17 protein-coding genes are annotated in these 25,209 nt (G+C 40.1%); 14 read left to right on the top strand and 3 right to left on the bottom strand.

Translation table 11 applies throughout. From position 1 onward, the window contains the following. Positions 1–15: 15 nt before the first annotated feature. Complete coding sequence (locus tag AC1M9F_RS07795) at positions 16–3,735, bottom strand: UvrD-helicase domain-containing protein (protein WP_481597482.1); 3,720 nt, start codon at positions 3,733–3,735, stop codon at positions 16–18. Then, positions 3,732–7,400, bottom strand: coding sequence for an exodeoxyribonuclease V subunit gamma (locus AC1M9F_RS07790; protein WP_481597481.1), 3,669 nt, complete (start codon positions 7,398–7,400; stop codon positions 3,732–3,734). The genes AC1M9F_RS07795 and AC1M9F_RS07790 overlap by 4 nt, the downstream gene beginning before the upstream one ends. Before the next feature lie 187 nt (positions 7,401–7,587). Here AC1M9F_RS07790 and AC1M9F_RS07785 point away from each other — a divergent pair, with 187 nt between their 5' ends. After that, positions 7,588–8,100 (top strand): hypothetical protein, encoded by a 513-nt coding sequence (locus AC1M9F_RS07785; RefSeq protein WP_035264037.1) that lies wholly within the window; start codon positions 7,588–7,590, stop codon positions 8,098–8,100. A gap of 64 nt (positions 8,101–8,164) precedes the next feature. On the opposite strand, the gene pap is transcribed toward AC1M9F_RS07785, so the two are convergent. Further along, a complete protein-coding gene (pap, locus tag AC1M9F_RS07780) occupies positions 8,165–9,619 on the bottom strand; it encodes a polyphosphate:AMP phosphotransferase (RefSeq protein WP_481597480.1) in 1,455 nt (484 codons plus the stop codon). Between the two features lie 195 nt (positions 9,620–9,814). Between pap and AC1M9F_RS07775 the strand changes: the two genes are divergently transcribed. The 13 genes from AC1M9F_RS07775 (at position 9,815) to AC1M9F_RS07715 (ending at position 25,209) form a co-directional block, all read left to right on the top strand. Then, positions 9,815–10,525, top strand: coding sequence for a DUF8198 family protein (locus AC1M9F_RS07775; RefSeq protein WP_481597479.1), 711 nt, complete (start codon positions 9,815–9,817; stop codon positions 10,523–10,525). A 224-nt stretch (positions 10,526–10,749) separates the two neighbouring features. Next, positions 10,750–11,694: a bifunctional demethylmenaquinone methyltransferase/2-methoxy-6-polyprenyl-1,4-benzoquinol methylase UbiE gene (ubiE, locus tag AC1M9F_RS07770; protein ID WP_481597478.1), complete on the top strand. Its 945-nt coding sequence runs from the start codon at positions 10,750–10,752 to the stop codon at positions 11,692–11,694. A 19-nt stretch (positions 11,695–11,713) separates the two neighbouring features. Next, positions 11,714–12,370, top strand: coding sequence for a ubiquinone biosynthesis accessory factor UbiJ (locus AC1M9F_RS07765; protein WP_481597477.1), 657 nt, complete (start codon positions 11,714–11,716; stop codon positions 12,368–12,370). Positions 12,371–12,389: 19 nt separating this feature from the next. Continuing rightward, on the top strand, positions 12,390–14,009 hold the full coding sequence (locus tag AC1M9F_RS07760; protein ID WP_481597476.1) for an ABC1 kinase family protein: 1,620 nt from the start codon (positions 12,390–12,392) through the stop codon (positions 14,007–14,009). 58 nt (positions 14,010–14,067) lie between these two features. Further along, the gene (locus AC1M9F_RS07755) at positions 14,068–15,153 is read left to right on the top strand and encodes a patatin-like phospholipase domain-containing protein (protein ID WP_481597475.1); all 1,086 of its coding nucleotides are present in this window, start codon (positions 14,068–14,070) and stop codon (positions 15,151–15,153) included. Between the two features lie 91 nt (positions 15,154–15,244). Continuing rightward, positions 15,245–16,027, top strand: a complete 783-nt coding sequence (hisIE, locus tag AC1M9F_RS07750; protein ID WP_092767251.1) for a bifunctional phosphoribosyl-AMP cyclohydrolase/phosphoribosyl-ATP diphosphatase HisIE — start codon at positions 15,245–15,247, stop codon at positions 16,025–16,027. Between the two features lie 164 nt (positions 16,028–16,191). Then, entirely contained in the window at positions 16,192–17,685 is a 1,494-nt protein-coding gene (locus tag AC1M9F_RS07745; protein WP_481586744.1) for a UvrD-helicase domain-containing protein, read from the top strand. 27 nt (positions 17,686–17,712) lie between these two features. Continuing rightward, positions 17,713–19,080 carry an ATP-binding protein gene (locus tag AC1M9F_RS07740; RefSeq protein WP_481597474.1) on the top strand — a complete coding sequence of 456 codons (1,368 nt, stop codon included), beginning with the start codon at positions 17,713–17,715 and terminating at the stop codon, positions 19,078–19,080. Between the two features lie 314 nt (positions 19,081–19,394). Further along, the gene (locus AC1M9F_RS07735) at positions 19,395–22,232 is read left to right on the top strand and encodes a monovalent cation/H+ antiporter subunit A (RefSeq protein WP_481597473.1); all 2,838 of its coding nucleotides are present in this window, start codon (positions 19,395–19,397) and stop codon (positions 22,230–22,232) included. Between the two features lie 3 nt (positions 22,233–22,235). After that, positions 22,236–22,601 carry a Na+/H+ antiporter subunit C gene (locus tag AC1M9F_RS07730; protein ID WP_035264007.1) on the top strand — a complete coding sequence of 122 codons (366 nt, stop codon included), beginning with the start codon at positions 22,236–22,238 and terminating at the stop codon, positions 22,599–22,601. Further along, positions 22,601–24,412, top strand: a complete 1,812-nt coding sequence (locus AC1M9F_RS07725) for a monovalent cation/H+ antiporter subunit D (RefSeq protein WP_481597472.1) — start codon at positions 22,601–22,603, stop codon at positions 24,410–24,412. Before AC1M9F_RS07730 ends, AC1M9F_RS07725 begins: the two co-directional genes overlap by 1 nt. Further along, complete coding sequence (locus tag AC1M9F_RS07720) at positions 24,413–24,937, top strand: Na+/H+ antiporter subunit E (protein WP_035264002.1); 525 nt, start codon at positions 24,413–24,415, stop codon at positions 24,935–24,937. It begins immediately after the preceding gene. Next, positions 24,934–25,209 carry a monovalent cation/H+ antiporter subunit F gene (locus AC1M9F_RS07715; RefSeq protein WP_481596122.1) on the top strand — a complete coding sequence of 92 codons (276 nt, stop codon included), beginning with the start codon at positions 24,934–24,936 and terminating at the stop codon, positions 25,207–25,209. The genes AC1M9F_RS07720 and AC1M9F_RS07715 overlap by 4 nt, the downstream gene beginning before the upstream one ends.

Genomic DNA, 25,209 nt, shown 5'->3' with positions numbered 1-25,209 from the left:
AATTCATTTAAATATTCATGCTATTTTGCTGTTTTTATCCTCAGCAAAATAGCCCAATATTGCATCTAATCTTAGAATAAATTCTGAACTAGGACGCCAATAATTAAATCCATATTGGTCAGTGCCATTCATCCCACGTAAATATAAATAACTGGCACCACCAAGATCTCGATCGATGTTGTAGTCATCAATATGAATACTTAAATAGCGATGTAATGCCACCAAATATAGGGCTGCTTGTAGCCAATAACTTGCATGCGTCATGCTCAGCTGAATAGCTTGAGCTGAATAGTCTTCCACATGATTTCCGAGATAATTACTCTTATAGTCGGCAATGTGATAGCGCTCCCCATCATAATAAACCAAGTCAATTGAACCATTGAGGTAACGTGCTGAATTTGCAGCATTGAATTCGGGCATATTAAGCCCAAACTCTAAAAATAATTGCTGAATACGCTGAATACCAAATATTCGGTCTGCTAAAGCCAAATAGAATGGAAATTCAGCCAAATGTGCTTCAGGTACTAATTGTTTGAGTCGAAATTCAGGTTGAATAGGTGTCTCTAAAACCTCTGCTAACCATTCAGCCATCATTTCTAACAGATGTTGCTCGGCATCATGATGTTGAGGAAAATCTGATTGAAATTTAGCGAATAATTGCTCCCATAAACTCGAATAGGCATTTTTAAAACGGCGGCGAATTTCTAATGTCCAATCTCGGCGATCTTGAAAATCGATATGTTCAAAAATTTCATGTAGGAAATTTCCAGCTAATGTTCCCATCGGAAAATGAGCACGAATCCAACTCAAAGGTTGTTGATGATCCAAATCCTCAAATTGATATGGAGTCACGAGCGTCACAGCATTGACCTCATCACTCGCATGATGTTCAATCATATCTTGAGCCGCCATACGATCTTTAATTTGTTGATGACTCAAATGTTGTGCGAGATAACTAAAACTGGTTTTGGCTCTAGGATAAAAATGAACTTGAGGATATTTCTGCGCAATCATTTGAACAGTATGATGTTCTTTTTTTGCGATTACTTTCTCAGGGCATTGCTCTAAACATGGCTCATCTAAACTGAAAGCATGCTGAAATTGGTTCGCACCATGACCACGCCAAAACGCCAAACCATAAATAGATTGCCCTTTTTGATCACTCATCATTGAATAAACGCGGTGTTGTGCTCGAGTTAAGGCCACATACCATAATCGTCGATGCTCTGCCAAAGCACGTTGGTCATGTTGCTCAACCTCTAATGGTTCCAATAATTCTTCACGCTTTAACGCCACGACACGTTGTGCGACGGACTTTCCAGTTCCATGATCCTGCACTTCACGAATTGAAAAGTTAAGTTCGCTTCGATCTGACAGTTTACGATCTGCGCCAAGCAAGAATACAATCTTAAACTCCAATCCTTTAGATTGGTGAATAGTTAAAAGGTGAACGCCCGCTTGATTACTCAACTGTCTTTCAATTTCCCACTCTCTTTCCATCGGATTTGAAAGCTGCCGCATATACCAATGATAAAGGGTATGCATACCTCTTAACTCATCACTGTTTTGGCTCAACAACTCTGAAATGTGTCGTAGATTGACCACTTCGCGTTCATTGTCATAGCTGAATTGCTCAACCAAGTTTGTCCAAACTTTGAATTCTGTGAGGAAACTTTGCCATGCTGTTAAAAAGCCTTGGCCCATCCACATTTCACGAATTTCTTCAAATTTCGTGATAAATAAACTTAAGCCATCTGCTTGAATTTGAAGTTGCAAAAAACGATGTAAATTAAAACCCATCAATCGTGTAAGTAAAGCTCTCTTTAATTTAGCTTCATCAAATGGATTCATGATGGCTGTCAAAATTGCACCAACATCTCGAGCAATTCCACTTTTGAAGACACTTTTTCGTGAAGGTCGATTTACAGGAATGCCTAACATCAATAAGTGATGATGAACTTTATCTAAATCAGGATTGTTACGAGACAAAACAGCGATATCATCTGCCTGAAGCTCAATACGTTGCCCCTGCTTTTCGAAATATAGCTGACTTTGGGCAGCCTGATTGAGCAAATCAAGTATCTTCCAAGCAACCTGCTCTAACTCGTGTTCCTTATCATTTACTTGAACCCAACGAAGCGGAGCATAATTTTCTAAACCGGATTGGATCAATAATGGATGCGATCGAGTACCTGCTGTAACAGGCGTATATTCAACTTGTTCACCAAAATCCATTTGTTGTTGAAACAATGCATCGACGACTTCGACCAATGGTTTCACTGAGCGATGATTATGCACAAGTTGGTAAAAACGCCCTGCTTTAGTTTCAACATCTTGATATGCTTTTAGGAACGTGAGCATGTCTCCACCGCGGAAACCGTAGATCGCTTGCTTACGGTCTCCCACCATAATCATACAACCCTGCTTCACACGACTTGGATGTCTCCAAATCTGCGCCAACATATCATCTTGATCTTGGTTGGTATCCTGAAACTCATCCACTAAAATAAGTGGGTAACGCGCGTGAACGTACTTTGCAAACTCCTGACCTTGCGCTCCCTGCAGTGCTTCGGCCAAAGTTCGAATTTGCTGTGAAAATGTGGTTTCGGATTTTTGCTGTAGCAATTCTGGCAGACGTTGTTTTACTTGCTGCGCTAAATAATATTGTAAATAACTCTCCAAATGCTCGAGTTGTTGGTTGAGCTTATCAAAGTGTTTAAAAAACTCAGCAAGTTCAACAATAATAGGATGTTGCTCAAATGCCGCCAAAACATCGACGGGACATTTATTGAGAACTTTTTTTCTCAATTCATTCAACTGACTAAGATGAGTGCTGAGATGCGACGCAAAAATGACTTCAATGCCTTGGGATTTAACTTGATCAAGGAATTCAGGCAACAACTGCGTGAGTGTAATTTTTAATTTATCTTGATCGCGCCACTTCTTTGCGACTACAGCATAATACTGCCCTTCAGGATCATAAAAGTCTGTTAATGAATCTAGCGTTTCAAGCTCGATCTGTATGAAGCGCTCTGCATGAGTTCTGAAAGCGTCTACATCTATGGTCGGCGCTGGCACTGCTTTGAAATAAGCAGAGGAAAAATTCAAACTCGTTTCAATTAAATCGATATAAGCATCTTGTGACTTAATTTTTTTCTTAAGCAGCAAATAATCTACAGTTGATTGAGGCTGCTGTTGAATCCATGCCCGTAATTCATCATGAATTAACTGAACCGTATATTGTTTTGCATCATTGGTGATTTGCATTCGTTCAATTTTACCGCTCTCAAATGCAAATTCACGAAGAAGCTTTTGGCTAAAGCTATCCAAGGTCCCAACAAAGAGTTCTTCAAGCTGATCTATCACCAATTTTAAACGTGCACATGCATGTGCAATCAAGCCAGAAAATTGATTTAAAATCACTTGATATAAAATATCTGATTCTAATTTTGCACGCGCCTGAACTTGATCTTGAGTTAGCTCACGACATGACTCTAAAAGTCCAAGTACCTCGATTAAACGTGCACGAATTCGACTTTTCAATTCAGCCGCTGCTTTGCGTGTAAATGTCGTCGCAATAATCTGCTTTGGTAAATATTCTTCTAATAAAATTCTGACCATGAGGCTGGAGAGCGTATACGTTTTTCCAGTCCCCGCAGAAGCCTCAATCCAATGCAATCCAGTGAAATGCATATCCACAATTGGCTGATATGAGACTATAGGCTTTTGACTCATATTTCAGCCTCCGATTGATACATATATATCGGCTGATATAAGACATAAGCAAACTGATCACACGCTTGTTTTAATAAGTGCTCAGCATCTAAATCCTGTAAAATATACTGCCAATCTCGGTGCAAATGACTTTCTTCACTGTCATTTAAACTATAACTCAGAAAGGCATCGCTTTTATTCCACTCATTTAATAGCTTATCGAAGTTATTTAACTGCTGATGACCCTCTTCATCAGTGACCCATTCTAATGCTTTTCCATCTACAGCAAGTTTCATCAGCAATGCTGCAGGTAAAACGAGAGGCTCTATTTGCGCTTGTTTATATACCCGAATCCATTGAGAAAGCATATCTTGAGCTTGTTTCGTCGTCAGGCCAGTACACATGATCGTTTTATCGCTAAAGATTTGGATGCGCTGCATTTCAGTTGCAAGGTGATCTGGTAAGTCTCGATAACTTAACCAAAGTAAGTATTCTAACCACACATGTGCTCGTCGTTGTGCTCGTGCACTGGATGTTGAAACACTCACCCAACTCGTCTCATCCCCTTGAGGAACGGTCACTTGAAGCTGTATATCATCTATTGCTATGACGTGCTGAGTGATTTTGGTCGGCTCATCAACATAGCACTTTTGCCTTTTTAATAACTGTTGATGCTCTAACAGACTCATTTTCAAACTGACTTCTTGTAATTTGCCGACAGGAAGCTGGTCACTGAGTAATTCAGTCTGAAGCTTCGAAACATTTGGCTGCTGTTGTAAAAAGTCACGAATAGAGTATCGCGCCAATCCATCTAATAACAACGGCTCATTCACCTCAGGTAAATCCTGATCCTTTAAATTAGATACGCCCAAGGTTTTTAAATAAAGACGCGCAGGAAAACAGATATCTTTGATCCATTGTTCAGCATCCAAGACCATGATGTCCTGATTCAATTCAAGCGTGGTATTAATCCAAGCCTCTCTATGACCACGTTGATCCTGACGATTGAGGTTAGAAGCCACGGCATACCATTCATCTTCATAGCGCTGATGCTGTTGCTGAAAACCATCAGGATCAAAGGGTTGCAAAGGATGTACCGTGTAGAGTGTGCTCAAATTCTGATGAACTTGAATGCCATCAATATCAATGAGAGGATTCGAGGAAGATTGATCTGATGTTTTTATGATCCACGCGAGATGTTGGAGTAATTCCTGAACACTACTCGATGGATCTCGTACTTCACCATCGGCTACATCAAAACCATTATAGAATAGCCAGAGATTATCTTTGGCCAACAACAAAGCATCTAAAAAAGCACCTTGATCATCGTCTAAACGTGATCGATCACCGATCATGGGCTTGAGTAAATCCATTAAATCAAAAGGTAAATGACTCTCCCGATTTGGAAACTTCCCCCCATCTAAATTCATCATGACGATTAACTTATACGGTATTGGCCGAATCAAACCAATTTGACTAAATGTAATTTGTCCAGTTGGCAATGCATAATCAAGTTGCGATTCAAGGGTGCTTTGGATTTCAGTCAGAATATAGCTCAAAGGCAAACGTATGTTTTTAAGAATGGCTTGATCATGTTCTTCATAGAAACTTGCCAGCGTTAGCATTCTTATTTGCTTTTGAATAATCTCTTTAATCATCTCTAACGAGCTTACACCAGCGCTTTCAAACTCATTAACTTCTAAAATTAAACGATTGAGCCAAAATTCAACATGCTCTGACGTCTCTTGTTCACTTTCGATTTCAATCGTCGTGAGCCAATCTCGACGCTCTGTAAAGTGCTTATATATTTCAATGAGCGTGGCGATTAAGTGAAAATCACCCGAGCCCACTAGATGAGAACTTAAGGTCTCCTCAAACATCGCATGAACTGGAACAGCCACACCCAGCGCCAAACGATCTAAGGCATACTTAAAACTGAACCGATAGTCTTGATCATACTCCGCCAATGTTTTTTGCAGATGTTGCTCATCCAAACCTCGTCGAAATCCCGCTTGTCTCAACAACGATAAGATGCGCTCAGTCCCGTTAATGTCTAAGCAATATCTCACCTGGGTCGCTGCTAAGTTCAACCAATCAGCAAAATCATCAATGGTAAATCGACTTTGTATCAGTTCAATTCGCCCTAACACTGAACGCCATGCCAATACTGTATCTAACTGCGTGATACCAGCTAGCTTTACTGGCAGATAAACACCTGTTGCAGTATTTTTTTGCGGAAACACACTCCGTATCAAAGGCTCAATTTGCTTCAGATCAGGCGCAAGAACTAAAATATCACTCGGACGGCGTGGTGCTTCTGCTGTTGACTGAGCAAGCCATCGGGTCAATTGATCTTTTAAGACTTCAAGCTGTCGTACAGCGGAATGACAAACATGAATGTGGATTGAATCGTCTGCTGGATCTAATACATAACTTTGAGCTTGAGGTTCAACCAAATGTAAAATATCTGATTGCAATTGGCTCAGTAAATGCTGCGGTGCTTCATCCACAAAAGCATCTATCCATTGCCCCTCATCACCCGAGGAAAGGTTAGACAACAGAGAAAAGTGATCACGTGCCTGCTTTCCCATTCGTGTTAATAAGGGATGTCTGGACTCACGTGCCAGCCCATTAAAGCTCAGACTAAAATTCTCAAAAAACTGCTCAACTTCATTATCAGCTGGTTTTCTTTGATGCTTTTGCTGAAACTTTTCGATATATCGCTCTTTGAGCTTTAAGTCATATTGTTTTTTCCAATTCGGATCGACACTATCCGCCCAATATTCTTGTGAGGGATTGTAATGCAAAATCAACACATCAATGTACTGACCCAAACGGCGCAAAAACTGTAATTGACTTGGTGGTAAATCCAAGAGTGTAAAAACGATCAGTTGCTGTGGTAGTTTTTTGAGGGCTATTTTCTGTTGCTGTTCATCACGAAGTACACCCCAAAAATCATGATCAATACTTTGCATTTCAACAAAGTCTTCATGAAAAATATTGAGCCATAACCAACGTTGCCAAGCCTCTAATTGTTGTGCCTGCGAAAATTTAAAACTGGAATCTTGATCGTTTAGATATTGTAATTGTTGTTCAATATTGAGTGCTTCATTACGCCCCCATACCTGAATCCAATTTTCAGGACAACGACAATCATATTCACATGCTCGGCGACAATCTGCTCGATAAATCATGTAATTGCTGAACAATTTTGACACTTGATCAGACACCCAATACAACATGCTCATTTTTTTTCGATATTGTTCATTTGACTGTTCAATACGTGCTGCGCTGTCATAGATACGTGTGATTAATGGGAATAAAGGATGTTCAACCTCAAGCTGATTATGCGCACGCTGTATAAAAGGTTTGAGTGCTTGGAAAATACGCCACTTCATAATCAGACGTGGAATATTCGCTTTACGTACTTTATCTTTGTCACTCAAAATTTGCTGGTAGGCATACCATTGAAAGCCACGAATACGTTGATGGAAAAATGTATTTGCACTGATGCCTTGGTGCTCAGATAACCGTTGGGTTAACCACTCTTGCATTGCCGCAGAAGGCACCACAAAATGTTGTTGCTGTAGGACTGCAAATGGGTTGTTCGTGGGACGCTTTTGAGTCGTGATGATGCCTTGTACCAGAACTTCAATGCGCTGACTTTGAATTACATGAATTCCCATAAGGTCCCTTTCACCATACAACGAACACGTTATGAAGTTGTGTGAACAAAATCATAAACATAAATTACTATACATCTTAATCTGACTATGTCACTTTTACTTTATGACTTTAATAAAACTTTCATCTCGCGCTATGTTCATCATGTGATGGATCGAGAACCATAGACTTTGATTAGGTGATAAATAAATGAAAATTGATAAAATTCCAGAAACAATCGACCCAAATTTAAATTTAGAACAAATTCGAGATGAATGTCTTGAACTCGTCAAAAAACGCTCTTATGTTTCAGCAGGTGTTGCTGTCATTCCTGTGCCCTTTTTAGATGTTGTGATTGACGTAGGTATGTTGTCAATTTTAATTCCAGAAATTAATGCTCGCTTTGGCTTAGCTCCTGAACAAATCAGCGTTTTTGATCCTCAAACCAAAAAAATCCATTGGAACGAACTACGCAAACGCGGTTTCGAGTTTTCTGGTCTAGTCGTGGCTCGTACTGCCGCTAAAGCTTCGCTGAACAATATGGCAGCCAAAGTGTTGACCAAGCAAGTGACTAAGTTTATTCCATTGGGCGGTTCAATTATTGCAGCTAGCTTGGGTTATATTGTCATGAAAAAAGTGGCTGAGGCTCATGTTGAAGAAAGCTATAAACTTGCCAAAAGCATTCAACAAAAACAACAAGCAAATGTTGTGAAATACGCTTAACCCATAAAACCTTATACGTATAAATAAAGCCCTGTAAGGGCTTTATTTATACCTCTCACCAGCTCTAAACATCTACTTTTAATTGTTTCAAAATTGCCTTCAAAATTTCAAGGCGTGCAGTATATTTATCATTGGTAGCAATGATATACCACGGCGCATCTTCGGTATTTGTTCGGTGGAGCATGTCTGCTGCAGCCAATAAATAATCATCCCAACGTTTGCGATTACGCCAATCTTCAGCCGTAATTTTAAAACGCTTATGCGGTGTTTCCTCTCGTGCTTTGAAACGATTGGCTTGCTCTTCTTGACTGATGGCCAACCAAAACTTAATAACGACTGTTTGCGTATCTACTAGATCTTTTTCAAAGCGATTAATCTCATCATATGCACGTTTCCACTCCACATCCGTTGCAAAACCTTCAACTCTTTCCACCAATACACGACCATACCAAGAGCGATCGAAAATCGAGATTTTTTCATCTTCAAGCAGTTTATTCCAAAAACGCCAGAGATAAGGCCGCGCCAATTCATACTTTTCGGGCGCAGAAATGTTATAAATTCCATATTCTCTTGGATCCAGCTTTTTCACAATACGCTTGATCGCACCACCTTTACCTGCGGCATCCATCCCCTCAAAAACGATCACCGTTTTTTGTCCTTCTGCGCGTAATGCTTCAGCGACCTTCTTGGTCAGTTTCTTGAGTTCAGCCTTATACTGATCTTTTTCAAGTACTGCTTCATTGGGGGACGTTAAAATTTCTGGGATATCCGCTTGATGCCATTTTTGGCGCATTTTTTGAGGATGATTTGGCAAATCTTTCAGTCGCGCTAATACAATTTCTGCGAATTTCTGATCACGACATACTTCATCTTCACAATCGATAATGACCCAGTCTTGGGTAAATTTTTGACGCAATCGTTGTACATTTTCATATTGTTTTTTATTGCGCCAATCCAGCCCATGCAATTTATGCCAACGCTGCTCCGAAGGTTCAATTTTATCTAAACGCTTCTGTAATGATTTCCACGATAAATCAAACCAAACTTTCACGACATCAACATGATTATTTTTTAAATCCTGCTCAAAGCTTTGCATTTGCTGCAAATAATTTTCGAACATGGTTTCATCAAATGGTTTTGAAACATGTAAGGATGTGGCTAAAAGATCACTATACCAATTTCCAAACATGACGATCATTTGTCCTTCAGCAGGAATATAACGTGCATAAGGTTGCCAATATGGGATATTCGGCTGAATAAGGTGAGGAGGGTCAGCTTTGACTTTCAAATATCGTGGATCAACCCATTCTCTTAATTGCTTAACCGATTCTCCTTTACCTGCTAACTCAATGCCACTTACCAACACCACTAAGCTTTTGGCATTTTTCTTACCACGTGTATCTTTGAGAGCATATTGCGCTTCAATTAAGTCTAAATTGATCTGATCTGCATCAAATATTTTGTTCTTATCTTCGGGTTGATCAGTATTTTTATCAAATTGTTGTTTTGGTTCAGACATAGCCCACTCAAAATTATTGTATTTTCGACAGTATACGCAAGGAACAGTATCAACTTAAATCTTCAGGTACAATTTATTGCAATTGTCTTTTCATCCATGACTGACCTGAAAGGTTTTATTTTAGATTTCAACAGTCATAGTCGAGCGCAATCCAACCTATTATGCTTTTTTCAGTCCTTTTAATTGAGCTAGAACATGTCCAAACTTGCTGCATTAGATCAACTTTTAGAACAATACAAACAACTCAATTATCATCAGGATCCGGCACTTAAACAAAGGTTAAATGATGCTCAAAATTGGCTAAAACAGCGCATACTTCACACACATGCTGAGTTATTCGCTGAAGACAAAAATAAGCTGATGGCTCAATATTTTATTAACCGTCTTTATGGTGGCCCTGAATTTGATGACCTAGCATTGCAAATCGAACGTTTACTAAAATACGCACACAAAGCTGAAAAAATCATTCCAGAAAATGCCATTAAAACTGGGTTAAAATCTGTAGGACTGGCGGTCTTGGCGATGCAACTGGATGAACAAGTTGCACAGTATTTACTCCAACATTATCCAAAAGACCAACCCATTACTGATGAAATGATGCGTGAAACTCTAGTGGCTTTAGATCAAGAGCAAGCGCGCCATGAACAACTCAATCTGTTGGATGAGCTCGGTCTGAGTCTGGACAAATACATGCGTTCATTCATCATGCACACAGCGTTTAAAATGTGTAAAGGTGCAGCAAGCAAATATAATTTTGAACTGATGTATGACTTTATTGGTGAAGGCTTTGTCGCTATGAAACCAATGAAATCGGCTGCGACCTTCATTCGGAGTTTTACAGAAAAAGAGCGAATCATCGTGAATAATGTCCACACAGGGAAAGAAAATCCCTTCCAAATCGCTTAATTAAAATTCATCAGCCAAGATTCTGATCAGCCGAAAAAGCGTAAAAGCGTCTGGTCAGAATATCGAAAATAAAAGAACATCTTCTCATTTCATGGATGAAACTTCGCTTTAATTCTGTATATTATTCATATCAATTGCATAATCTAGACTGAAAAAAACTGAAGAATCTGTCATTATGCAGTTTAATTCAGATTTAATATTATTTGTGTTCAGGAGTGACTCGAATGTCTAATGAAAATCAACAGCCTCATGCTCAGGTTGAGCCGGCAAATAATAAAGACAACGTGAGTCCTTTTTTAACAGATCCATTACCAACTGGCGCACCTCAAGGTCAGCAACAATCACTACAAGAGCAACTGACAGATACGCCAGTACATTCTTCAGTACCGAAATATAATTTGCCACGTGGTGCGAATACTGGAAACGTTGGACCAACGACACACTTCGGTTATAAAACCGTAAATTCTGAAGATAAAGCGCAAAAAGTCGCTGAAGTTTTCCATTCAGTTGCCGCAAAATACGACATTATGAATGACTTAATGTCATTTGGTATTCATCGTTTGTGGAAACGTTTTGCCATTAATATGTCTGGCGTTCGCCGTGGGCAACGCGTTTTAGATATCGCTGGTGGTACTGGTGATTTAGCGAAAGTATTTAGCCGTGAAGTTGGTCCTACTGGGCATGTTGTATTATCTGATATTAATGAATCCATGCTGAATGTAGGTCGCGACCGTCTGATCGACGCGGGTTGTACCAACGTTGATTTTGTACTGGCAAATGCTGAAACCCTCGAGCCTTTCGAAGACAACAGTTTTGATTTACTCACCATCAGTTTTGGTCTACGTAATGTAACAGACAAAGATGCAGCACTTGCAGCAATGTATCGTGTACTTAAACCAGGTGGTCGCTTACTTGTATTAGAGTTTTCAAAACCAGTCTTTGAGCCTTTCTCAAAACTCTATGATTTGTACTCATTCACTGCTTTACCAATCATGGGTAAAATTGTGGCAAATGATGCTGAAAGCTATAAATATCTTGCTGAATCAATTCGTATGCACCCAGACCAACGCACATTGAAAAGCATGATGGAAAATGCGGGCTTCCAAAACTGCGATTATCACAATTTAACAGGTGGTATTGTTGCAGTTCACCGTGGTTTTAAACTCTAACCGCAGGTAGCACTTCGTCATGTGGTCAATCTTAGCACTGGGTGCAGTTGAAAAAACCATAGATCATTGGATTAATTTGGATGCGATTACTCGTATCCAATTTAACCAACTACAAGGGAAAATACTTCGTGTTGTGATTGATACACCACAACTTTCCGTTGATGTGTTTTTTGATGAAAATAAAGTTCGTTTAGAACCAACAGTAACAGGTCATAGCACTCAACCCTCTATTTTCGAACAGCGGCCTTGGGAGCAAGCTCACACGATTACTGAAGCAGATTCCACATTGCATGTTAATAATGTGGTCGACTTGTGCAAACTATTTCTAGCAGATGACATTGGCAATATCCCCGTTCAAGGTGACTATCACCTTCTGCAAGACATTCAAAAAATTATACAAAATGCTGAGCCAGACCTCGCTTCGCAATTGAGTGATTGGATCGGACCTAATCTTGCAAGTCAAATCGGCAAGGTTCAATTAGCACCACAACATTTAATTAAGTCACTTGAATCTCATCTTTTTTTTGCGGAAGACTTTTTAAAAGAAGATACCGGACTATTCGCACCACGTTGGCAAATGGACGATCTTCTCCACGGAACTCGCCAGCTTAATCAAGATATTGATCGACTAGAAGCAAAAATTCAGCTTTTAAAATCAAAATTTAACCCTTCGTAGATTTCAGGTAATTGCATATATGATTCCGCACATTAGACGTTTAATCGAACTTTGGCGTATAGCTGCGCACTATAGACTCGACACGTTGGTTCCTGCGGAAGATATTCCTGCAAAGGTTCGCCCCCTACTGAATCTTATACGTTTGCATCCTGCTGCACTTTCTAGTCGAGAACGTAAAAATCCTTTAAAGCTTAAAGAAGCTTTAGAAGAAATGGGGCCACTCGCAATTAAATTAGGGCAGCTCCTCTCTACGCGTCGCGATCTAATTCCACCAGAAATATTACAACAATTGGTGTTATTACAAGATCGTGTTAAACCTTTCGATCTTGGAGTGGCTAAGCAAAGAATTCAAGATTCGCTTAAAGCAGATGTTTCCACATTATTTGCGCGCTTCGATGATAAGCCGCTAGCTGCTGCTTCAATTGCTCAAGTACATACCGCTGCTCTTCACAATGGTCGTGAAGTTGTCGTGAAAGTAACTCGCCCGAATATACGTGCTCAAATTATTCAAGATTTTGAAATTTTAGAATGGCTTGGCCACTATTTAGAAAAAAGGCTAGAAGCTGCCCGTGCTTTACATCTATCAGAAATTATTCAAGATTATCGTCAAATCATTTTAAATGAACTCGACTTGACTCTTGAAGCCGAAAATACACGACGTATGCGCCATTATTTTACTGGCTCAAGCATGATGTATGTGCCTGAAGTGTATATGGATAGTCTGGATGTGATGGTGGCAGAGCGCATCACCGGTGTGCCTATATCAGATACTGCGACCTTTGATCGTTTAGGAATGAATCGTGCCGACTTAGCAGAAAAAGGCTTAACAATCTTCTTTACTCAAGTGTTTCGCGATAATTTTTTCCATGCAGATATGCATCCGGGTAATGTTTTCGTAGAAACGATTAATCCGCAAAATCCAAGATTTATTGCGCTCGATTGCGCCATCATGGGCGAGCTTTCCAAGCACGATCAAATGACGATAGCACGTATGTTGCTGGCAGTCATGAACAGTGATTTCATGCAATTGATTCAGATTGTGCATCAAGCAGGTTGGATTCCACCAGGCACGGATCAAGATGCTTTAGCACGTGAAATGCGTCGTACAGTAGGACCTATGGTTTCGAAACCGATGCATGAGTTAGATTTCGCAGGCATATTGATCCAAGTGATGGACATCGCTCGACGTTTTCATCTAGAAATTCCACCACAACTGATGTTATTGCTTAAAACCTTAGTACATGTTGAAGGCTTAGGTACAGACCTTTATCCTGAATTAGATATTTGGAAGTTAGCAAAGCCAATTCTAACGGATTGGGTTAAAGCCCAAATGAATCCTCAAAAAAATATTAAAGAATTAGGACAAAAAATCCCAGACTTGTTATTGGGCGCTCAGGATTTACCGACTTTACTGATTGACAGTCTTAACGGTTTAAAAAATCAGTCTGCATGGCATGCTAAACAATTGAATGAACTTCAAACGCTGCGCTTGCAAATGGAGCATCAGCAAAAGCGTAGTTGGATTTTCGGAAGTGTAATCGCAATTCTGCTCTCAATCGCTGTGATCGCACCATGGTTTATTTCCATGATTTTAATTGTATTGGCATCCTTTATTGCCATTTGGCGTATGGTGAAATAAGTTCACTATTTCATGTCAAAACTTGCTACCTCAATAGGTTTTAGTCGCTGAATTGCTTATGACACATATCCTCAAGAACACTCAACCTTGCTTGAATATTCATGTAGGTTATAAAGCAAAACAGGTCATTGAAGAACAAGGTTTACAAGCCAGTGCGGTTGATTTTGTTCCTGGAGCAGCAGGTGGTCCTAAAGGTATTGGAATTCAAGGATTGGACCAAGCTGTTTTTGGTGAATTCTTTGCTCAAGCACCGAAAAAGCGAACTTTAATAGGCTCATCCATTGGGAGTTGGCGTTTTGCAAGTATTGCAGCGCATGGTGCACAAGCAGGCACATCCAAATTAGCAGACTTATATACCCATCTTGAATTTCGACCTAAGATGAATATTCTTGAAGTTGGAGATGTCTGTCGCGGCATGCTTAAAGCCCTCCTTCAAGGTAAAACCAATCAAATTATTGATCATCCCGACTACCATTTGGCTATTTTGTCAGTAAAGTCATCGAAAAAATTTCAAAGTGATCATCCTCTTATGCTTGCCCGTGCAGTTGCTGGCATTATCGGTCTCAATACTTTTTCGAGAGCTAAAATTGGGCACTTCATGCAACGTACAATTGCCCAACCACACAACGCTTCACGACTTTCACTCATCAAAAATGAATTCGAACATCTTGATTATGCGTTGACTGAAAAAAATTTAGAAGATTGGTTAATGGCATCTGCATCCATTCCATTTTTGATGCCGGCGGTCAGAAATATCGAAGGTGCAGATGTCGCTGCTTATCGTGATGGCGGGCTAATCGATTATCATATTGATCTACCTTTACCGAGTCATGGGATTGTCCTATACCCTCATTTTACAGATCAAATAACACCAGGTTGGTTCGATAAGTTCCTCAAAAAACGTAGATCTAATGCTGAATATCAAGCACGAACCGTATTGATTTCACCCTCTGAGTCTTATTTAAGATCACTTCCTTTAGGACGTCTTCCTGATCGCAAAGATTTCACACTGAAAGGGCTTGATCAAAAAAAACGAATCGAGCTTTGGAAACAGTCTGTAGCTGAAAGTCAACGATTAGGGGATGCATTCCTAGAAATGATCCATAAGCAAAACTTTGAAGAATACATGCAAGATCTTAAATAAATTAATTTCTACTCTCCCCTACAAAGATTTATTCGCTTAAACTAATGACCTACAATTTTGTAGTGTCTCATTTAATTCTGGTGAAATCCTTATGAACAATACGCAATGGCTCGATGAAGTAAAATTTAACGAACAAGGTTTAATCCCTGCCATTGCTCAGCATCATCAAACAGGTCGAGTCTTGATGGTGGCTTGGATGAATCGTGAGTCTTTGGCACTTACAGCAGAAAAAAATCAAGCTGTTTATTACTCTCGTTCACGCAGCAAATTGTGGCATAAAGGCGAAGAATCAGGTCACTTCCAAACTGTGCATGAAATTCGTTTAGATTGTGATGCTGATGTGATCGTTCTTCAAATTGAGCAACATGGTGGCATTGCTTGCCATACGGGACGTGAATCATGTTTTTATCGCCGCTTAACATCAAACGGTTGGGAAATTGTAGACGCTCAATTGAAAGATCCGAACCAAATTTATGGCGAAAAGTCTGAGAATGCGCATAGTAAAGTGATGAATGCATCAACAGCTCAAGCTGAGCAAGTCGATGTATTACATTATCTTGGTCAAATGATGGCAGAACGTAAATCTGCAGATCCTGACTCTTCTTATGTGGCAAAGCTTTATCATAAAGGTCTCAATAAAATATTAGAAAAAATTGGTGAAGAAAGTTTTGAAACGGTAATTGCTGCTAAAGATTTCAAACAAGAAGCGACGCTGGATCACCAAAATGATTTAATTTATGAAGTTGCTGATGTTTGGTTCCATACCATAGTCATGCTGGGTTACTTCGATCTTGATATTCAACTCGTTTTAAATGAGCTTGCACGACGTCAGGGTCTATCAGGACTTGTTGAAAAAGCGAATCGCACGCATTAATTTACTCTTATAAAGCCATGTTCAAACATGGCTTTTTTATTTAATTCGGCTTTTTAAGTCGCCGAAGACTCCCCATCCAAAAAGAAGAAGATAGAACTCTCCCCTTTGTAAATTCTTGCTATACTCACTGATCATTTTTAAAACCATTGAAGATTTATTAACCTGTGTCTGTCATTGTCAAACCTACCTTAGAACAAGAAATTGCGATTCAACAAGCGCAATCTGGTCAATCCTTCAAAGTGATTGCCTATGCAGGTACAGGTAAAACAACAACGCTTAAATTAGTCAGTGATGCGATGCAACAGCGTCGCGGTATGTATCTTGCCTTTAACAAAGCGATTGCCAGCGAGGCTCAACAAAAATTTCATCAGCGCGTGGATTGTCGTACATTCCACTCTTTAGCATTTCGAAGCGTTCCACGTGGAGTGACAGATAAACTTAGACTCCCACGCTTGAGCCCGAGCTTTATTGCCAAAGAATACCGTTTGCAACCTATCACATTACGCCGACTCATGGGGGGGCGTTACGAAAAATATGCGCTTATGCCTAGTCGTTTGGCGGGCTTAGTTGCAAATGCTGTTAGTTATTTCTGTTCAACAAGCTCGCAATATCCTGCACCCCGACATATTCAAGCACCAAGTTGGCTACATGCTGACGATATTGCGGTATTACAGCAACACCTCTATCCTGCAGTCGAACGTCGTTGGTTAGAATCAATCGACCCTAATCATCAGGCTGGCATTGGGCATGATATCTATCTCAAATTATGGGCTTTATCAGATCCTTTTATACCCGCAGACTATGTATTGTTTGATGAAGCACAGGATGCTGACCCACTCATGCTAGGGATTTTACTCAAGCAAAAAAGTACGCAAGTCATCTATGTCGGCGATGCACATCAACAAATTTATGCATGGCGTGGGGCAGTCAATGCGATGCAACAAATGCCTTTACCCGAATCGCGCCTAACCACTTCATTCCGTTTTGGTGATGATATCGCTGAAGTTGCTAATCACTTATTAGGCGCACTCAATGAGACTGTTCCGTTGATTGGCAACCCCGAACTCCAATCAAAAGTCGTCAACAAGCCTCATACCAAAATGCGAGATGCGATTTTGTGCCGTACTAACGCACGCGCAATGGAACTTTTACTCTCAGGATTAGTTCAAGGGGACAAAGTGAGCCTGCAAGCCGATCATGCGAAATTAAATCGCTTTGTTGACGCTGCAAGCTTACTTAAACAAGGTAAAAGAGTAACGGACGTTCCAGAGTTAGCTTGGTTTAACTCTTGGCATGATGTGCATGAATATTGTGAAACAAATGATGGTAGCGACATCAAGCCTTTGGTTAAATTGGTTGATGAACATGGTACAGATCCACTCAAACGAGCTCTTGCCAAAATCACACCCATTGAACAAGCGGACTATGTAATCTCAACCGCTCATAAAGCCAAAGGTTTAGAGTGGAATCGTGTGCATTTAGAAGATGATTACCAATTTAAAATTAATGGACTAGAACATAAAATTAGCGATGAAGAATTACGTTTACTTTATGTTGCATGTACACGAGCAAAAAGCAGCTTAAATATTCATCATATTTATGATTTAATACAACAACTCAAACTTAAATCCACGATTAAAACGAAAGCAACAGCATAATCCCCTACGATAAGTTGCAGGCAAAATATGAAAGTTCAATCTATTCAGTTACGTCACTGTTATCATTTTTCAGATATAAAAATTAAATTTGATCCAACTCAACGACCAATATCTATTATTTTAGGTGATCAGGCCTCTGGTAAAACTGCGATAATTAAAAATATTTATCAAGCTTTAACGTGGTTTGCTGCACGTGCCAAAGATTTAAGAACTGCTGGTGTAGTCATGCTTGATTCGGATATTAAGCACAAACACATTCAAGCCAAAATAGATATTTGTGTTCAATATCCCACGGATATTGGATCTATTGAACAGGCTGCGACCGTGCAACACAATGAAGAGGGTTTGTGCGAATGGCAACTCTATAAAACATTAACCAGCAAAGGTGTAGGTCATAGTAAAGCGCTAACGACTCAATTAGAATCACTCGTTCATCTTTATCAACAAGCGATCAAACAAGATCCTGCTCAAGGCATGCCTATGGTGGCCTACTATCCTTCTGATCGCTTTATCAACGAAGTGAATTTGCTAAGCAAAAATAATCCTGCTGTATTACAAACACACGCAGCCTATGAACTTGCAGCACTCCCTTATACAACCTTTGCTCGGTTCTTCGAATGGTTTCGTGAAATTAGCGACATCGAAAATGCACGATTAGCACAAGTTTTTCAAAAAATTCAAACCAATCAAAAATTATCCTCTCATCATGACCAAGAGGATTTAGTTGCAAAATTATTGAATCTTGAAGCAGAGATGCAACTACCATCACTCAAAGCACTCAAGAAAGCCATCCAGACAATATTCCCATCGATCAGTGACATTTATATTGAATACACGCCCAAGATCCAATTGATGCTGGTACAAAATGGTCAAGAAATTCCTTTTTCGCAATTATCTAATTCGTATCGTCAATGGTTGTGTTTAGTAGGTGATATTGTCAGACGACTTTGTCTCCTGAATCCTCATAGTATTGACCCATGCCTTGATGGTGAAGGCATTCTATTAATTGACAATATTGATGCTCAAGTAGATGAAGATTTTGTGCAAAACGTACTCAGCCGTTTGCATGAAGCATTCCCGCAAATTCAAATTATCGCATCTGCATGCTCTGAATTGATTTTAAACAATGACGTAGATCTACAACATTTTAAATTAGAAAATCGAAAAGTTGTTGAAATAGAACAAAACCAAATCAGGGAACAATATGATGAACTATTTGCTCAACTCATGGCTAATGATTTACAAGATGGCCAAATCTCTGAAGTGAATCGAACTACTGATACGCTTGATAGCTTGCGTTTGTTTGAACACTTCAAAAATTTATCAGCGTCAGAAAAACAGCGCTTCATTGAGTATCTCCAAGCTGGTGACTTATCGAGTATTTCCTTACCCTAATTGATTGGAAATAGATGAATTAATCGGGTATGACTCACTCAATTTAAACAGAAATTTAAGCTTTTTTTCGCTATAATTCTGAATTGTGTAGCTAAAAAGTTTGATGTAATTTTATACATGTAATAAAATCTACTCATTCATTTTTTAATCAAAAAGTGTCTATTTCTTTGCATTAGCTTTCCAAGTTGCGCAACACAACTTGTTTTTGTTTTTAAAATTCGTTCGGCTTTCAAAGTTTAAGTAGTTGGATGACTCTTTGCCATCCTCAAGCTTTTGAAAGATAAAACTCATCATAGGTTCCGGCCTACAACTCTATGGATACGAGTGTGCTACCGATTATTATATTGTTACCATTAATACTTGGCACTTTTCTTGTCCTCTGGCTGCAAAAAATCTCTCGCGGGGCGACAGCATTAGGGGCAATTGGAGTCAGCTTAACAAGTTTTATCTTGTTGCTGACTCAAGCCAAAGACGTCTTTCAAGGTCAAGTCATCTCTGAACACTGGTCATGGTTACCACAGTTTGGTATCGACTTAAGCTTTAGACTTGATGCATTAGGCTTGATCTTCTCCCTCCTTATTACAGGGATTGGGACGCTCATTTATATTTATGCTTATTATTATTTAAATCATAAAAACTCTTTAAGTAAGCTATATTTCTTACTGATGCTGTTCATGGCCGCCATGCTCGGCATTTCACTTTCCAATAATTTACTTATTCTTCTTGTCTTTTGGGAAATGACCAGTATTTCGTCATTCCTTTTAGTGGGTTATTGGAGTAACTACGAAGCAGCACAGCGTGGCTCAAGAATGGCCTTAACCATCACGGGTATGGGTGGTTTAGCCATGCTCGGTGGTTTTATTCTATTAGGTCAAATTACTGGCACATATCAAATTGATCAAATCCTCAATATGACGACGCAGATTCAATCGAGTCATTTATTTGTGCCAGCCTTGCTCCTTATTCTTTTAGGTGCATTCACCAAAAGTGCTCAATTTCCTTTCCATTTTTGGTTGCCAAATGCAATGGCTGCTCCAACACCCGTGTCAGCTTATTTGCATTCAGCGACAATGGTTAAAGCCGGAATTTTCTTACTGGCGCGCTTAATGCCGATCTTTGTTGGTTCTGCTCTGTATCACAACCTTGTCACCTTTGTTGGTTTATTCACCTTATGTATGGCCGCGTTCTTTGCCATTTTTAAGGAAGATCTGAAAGGTTTGCTCGCCTACTCCACCATTAGTCATTTAGGCTTGATCGTTTGCTTACTGGGGATTGGTTCACCACTCGCTGTGGCTGCAGCTATTTTTCACATCATTAATCATGCGACCTTTAAAGCCGCATTATTCATGATCGCTGGTATTATCGACCATGAAACAGGTACACGTGATTTACGAAAACTCAGTGGAGTATGGCAGTTACTTCCATTTACAGCGACTTTAACCATGATCACAGCAGCCTCAATGGCTGGTGTACCACTGACCAATGGATTCTTATCTAAAGAAATGTTCTTTACTGAACTATTAGCGAATCTCTCAGGTGGTATAGGTGTCTTCGCAGCAATTATTGCAACACTCGCGGGTCTGTTTGCTGTCGCGTATTCTGTTCGTTTAGTTCATGGCGTATTTTTTGATGGTGATTTAGGCAAAGCGATTCCAAATAAAGATGCGCATGAACCACCAATTGGTATGCGTGCACCTGCAATTTTATTAGCTACATTATGTATTGCAGTTGGTCTATTACCAGCGCTCTTAGTAGGCGATATCGTCAATGCTGGTGCACGAGCAAGCACCAACCTTCCAGCTTTTGAAGGCGTACATCTAGCAATCTGGCACGGCTTTAACGTGCCTTTATTGATGAGTGCGATTGCATTGATTGGCGGTATTATTTTTTATTTTAGTCTTGCGAAGAACAGTAGAATTCGTGACATTGACCTTGATCCAATACTTGGCAAACTTCAAGGTAAAGTCCTATTTGATCTCTTTCTCAAACATTTGCTCTTAAATTCGCGAAAATTAAAAAGAGCCACAGAAACAGGTTCTCTACAAAACTATTTATTGTGGATATTAATTTTTGCTGTTGCTTTAGTCTCCATGCCTCTCATTGGTCAAGGTATTTATGCAGGTACACGCGAACTGACGCATGCACCATTGGTTGCAATCGTGCTTTGGTTATTACTGTTTTCAGCCTGCTGGATGATGCTTTGGTTTCACCATGAACGAATTAAAGCCGTTCTCATCAGTGGAGCCATTGGTCTTGTCGTAACGATGGTCTTTGTTACGATGTCAGCACCAGACCTGGCACTTACACAAATCACAGTCGATGTTGTCACAACTGTTTTACTCCTGATGAGTCTATCCCTCTTACCGCAACTCACACCTTATGAATCTTCACGCACTCGTCGTTGGAGAGATGCGGTGATTGCAATCATCGGAGGTCTAGGAATCGGGTGGATCACTTGGATGATTCTGACGCGTGATCACAATTCAATCTCATGGTTCTTTGTTCAACAATCTCTACCGCTCGGTGGTGGTTCAAATATTGTGAACGTGATTTTGGTCGATTTCCGTGGATTTGATACTTTCGGTGAAATTGCCGTTCTCGGTATTGCAGCGATTGGGACACTGTGTTTAATGGATGGAATGCGTGCTCATGGTACGACCATTACACAAGGCTTAACCTATCGCTTTAATCCATCACCGTTGATGTTCCGAATGACCGCATCTTGGGTCCTACCGATTGCCTTAGTCGTCAGCTTATATATTTTCTTACGCGGACATAATCTTCCAGGTGGTGGATTTATCGCAGGTCTTATTACATCCATGGCGCTTGTGATTCAGTACATTGCGCTAGGTCAAGATCATACTGAAAAACTCTTACGAGCAAAGTCTGGTCGTCTTTACGAAATTTGGATTGGTACTGGCTTAACCGTTGCTGGTTTGACTGGTGTCGCTGCGTGGTTCTGGGGTCGACCATTCCTGACCAGCGCTCATATTTATGTAGAGCCGATCATTCTCGGAAAAATGCATTTGCCATCTGCTGCAGCATTTGATGTTGGTGTCTATGTCACAGTCGTTGGTGCAACAATGCTCATGATTTCCGTTTTAGGCGACTCACGCAACTCAAGCATCACCGGCCCTGTACCGAAGGAGTAAAGAATGATTAGTTTAGAATTTTTACTCGCCTCCGCTATTGGATTATTGGTTGCCACTGGTATTTATCTGATTTTGCGTGCCCGTACTTTCCCTGTGGTATTAGGTTTGGCCATGATTGGCTATGCAGTGAATATGTTTTTATTCGCTATGGGGAGAATCCACCTCAATGCACCTGCTATTTTAACCAATGCCACACAGGTTACAGATCCATTACCTCAAGCATTAGTTTTGACCGCAATTGTAATTGGTTTTGCAACCACTGCTTTTATCGTTCAACTGGCGCTAAGAAGTCGTTATGAATCTGGTACTGATCACGTCGACTCAAAAGAAGAGATTATTAATACAGACCCACGCGAGGATGAGCCTTAATGATGAATTTTTATGATTTATGGCTCACTCACTCGCCAATTTTAAGTATTTTAATTCCGACATTTACTGCATTTATTTTGGTGCTACTGGGTAACCCTGGTTCAGGGTCTTTAGCACATGACTGGCGTCAACCTTGGCGTCGTGGAATCAGTTTAACATCGGTTTTCCTTGGTTTAGTAACTGCAATTATCTACTTAATTCAGGCGAGCTCTGGTCAAATCTTTGTTTATAACTTAGGTGAGTGGTCTGCCCCTTTCGGTATTGTACTTGTACTAGATCGTTTGGCAGCTTTTATGCTCGTGCTCACCTATGCCCTTGCGACACCCATTATTTGGTTTGCAAGTAAAGAGTGGGATGAACGTGGACGCTATTTCCATGCGATGAGCCATTTTTTACTCATGGGATTATGTGGAGCATTTCTAACAGGCGACTTATTTAACCTGTTTGTTTTCTTTGAAGTGCTGTTGATGGCTTCATATGTATTGCTTCTACATGGTCAAGGCAAAGCACGTTTCCAACTTGGTATTCACTATGTAACGATCAACCTATTAGCGTCTGCATTCTTTTTGATTGGCTTAGGGATGATTTATGGTAATACTGGTAGCCTGAATATGGCTGATGTGGGTCGAATTGTACGTACACTCGAAGGTGATCAGTACAATATGGCTGTTGCAGGTGGATTAATGCTGTTTGTAGTCTTTGGTATCAAGGCTGCAATCCTCCCTGTCGGACTATGGCTACCTAAAACTTATGCCGTCGCCACGACCCCTGTAGCCGCATTATTCACCATCATGACCAAAGTGGGGATCTATGCCATTTTACGTGTGAATGGAACCGTATTCACCGATGAGCTTTCGCGAGAAATTCTCAGTACTTGGCTGCTTCCAATTGGTTTAATTACGACTATTTATGGTGTAATTGGTGCGATTGGTGCAGAGCGCATGCGTCGTTTTGTTGGCTTTATGATCCTATCGTCTATAGGAACGATTGCAATCGCACTTTCCCTGATGACAGCAGATGCTTGGGCAGCAGCACTATATTACCTCGTGCATAGTACGATTATTGCCGCTGCATTCTACTTACTATGCGGTTGGATTACTTCACAACGTGGGGCATTTAAAGATCATCTAAAAATCGCACCAATCATGAAGCAGCAGACGCTAGTTTCGATTTGCTTCTTCATTATTGCGCTCATGATGGCAGGTCTTCCACCTTTCAGTGGTTTTTTAGGTAAGATCTTTATTCTGCAAGCGGCTTCTGTATCTAGCTATCAATTGATCATTATTATTGTCATTCTGATTGTGAGCTTGCTTAGTATCATTGCTTTTACGCGCTTAGGATTTGTCATTTTCTGGCGTTCTGCAACTCCTGAAAACAATCCTAAAGAAGAAGCATATTTGGAATATCAAAAATTACCAAATCAGGCACCACCTCGTAATCACACCACGATTTATATTTTCCTGATTGGCCTTATTGCTTATGTGGCTTTCGCAAATCCAATTACTCAGTATATTCAATATACCGCAGTCCAACTGAATGATTCTGAGCAATATATTGCAGCTGTCCTGAAAAAAGATGAACAAGGCAAAGTGATTAGTGTGCAACAATTTGATCCAAATTATCTGCCAGAAACAAAATATGGCGGGGAATCTGCAGACCAAAATGCGCATTATATTCCACATATCGTAAGCGAGAAGGCACTCGAAGGAGAACATATCTCTGAGTACAAGCAACGTCAAATTAAAGAGCAAGAATTGAATCAGCTTCAGCCTGAAGAAGTTCAATCTAAACTTCAACCGATGGAGCAATAAATGAAACAACAAAGTTCTCTACTCGATCGAGTTTTCCCGCATCCTTTTGTTTCTGTGATTGTGGGAATAAGTTGGCTAATGCTGGCACAAAGCGCTCAGTTTTTTGATATTTTAGTTGCCATTGTGATTGGTTTAGTCATCCCAAAATTGGTACAACCTTTTATCGTTCGCACACCCAATATTCATTGGGATTTAGCGTGCAAATTAATTTTGGTCGTACTTTGGGACATTATCATCAGTAATATCCGTGTCGCTAAGCAAGTGCTTGGACCAACTGACCGTCTTCATCCCAAGTGGTATCGTGTTCCATTAGATACTGATCATGATCAGGTCAACAGCTTATTGGCAATGATCATTACGACTACACCTGGCACAGTAAGTGCTGGAATCGACCAAGAACGCGGTGACATTTTGGTTCATTCAATTAACTCAGATGATCCCGAAGCTGATATTTTGGAAATCAAACAACGCTATGAAGCACCACTTATGGCGATTTTCCATGTGAAACAAGGAGATTCAGCATGACGATCTTACTTTATGCATTGGGAATTAGTTTGATTGGAATTACGATTTCAATGCTGCTCTGCTTAATACGTTTAGTCATTGGTCCTTCTATGGTAGATCGACTACTCGCACTAGATACTTTATTTCTGAATGCAACCTGCTTGGTCGTGGTACTTGGAATTTTTTGGGCAAGTACTTCATTGTTCGAAGGTGCATTGTTGGTGGCAATGCTTGGATTCGTATCCACAGCAGCATTGGCTCGTTATTTTACGACAGGCCATGTGGTGGACTAG

This window comes from Acinetobacter sp. ANC_7504, assembly GCF_056779995.1.
This window is presented reverse-complemented; position numbering and strand designations above follow the sequence as displayed.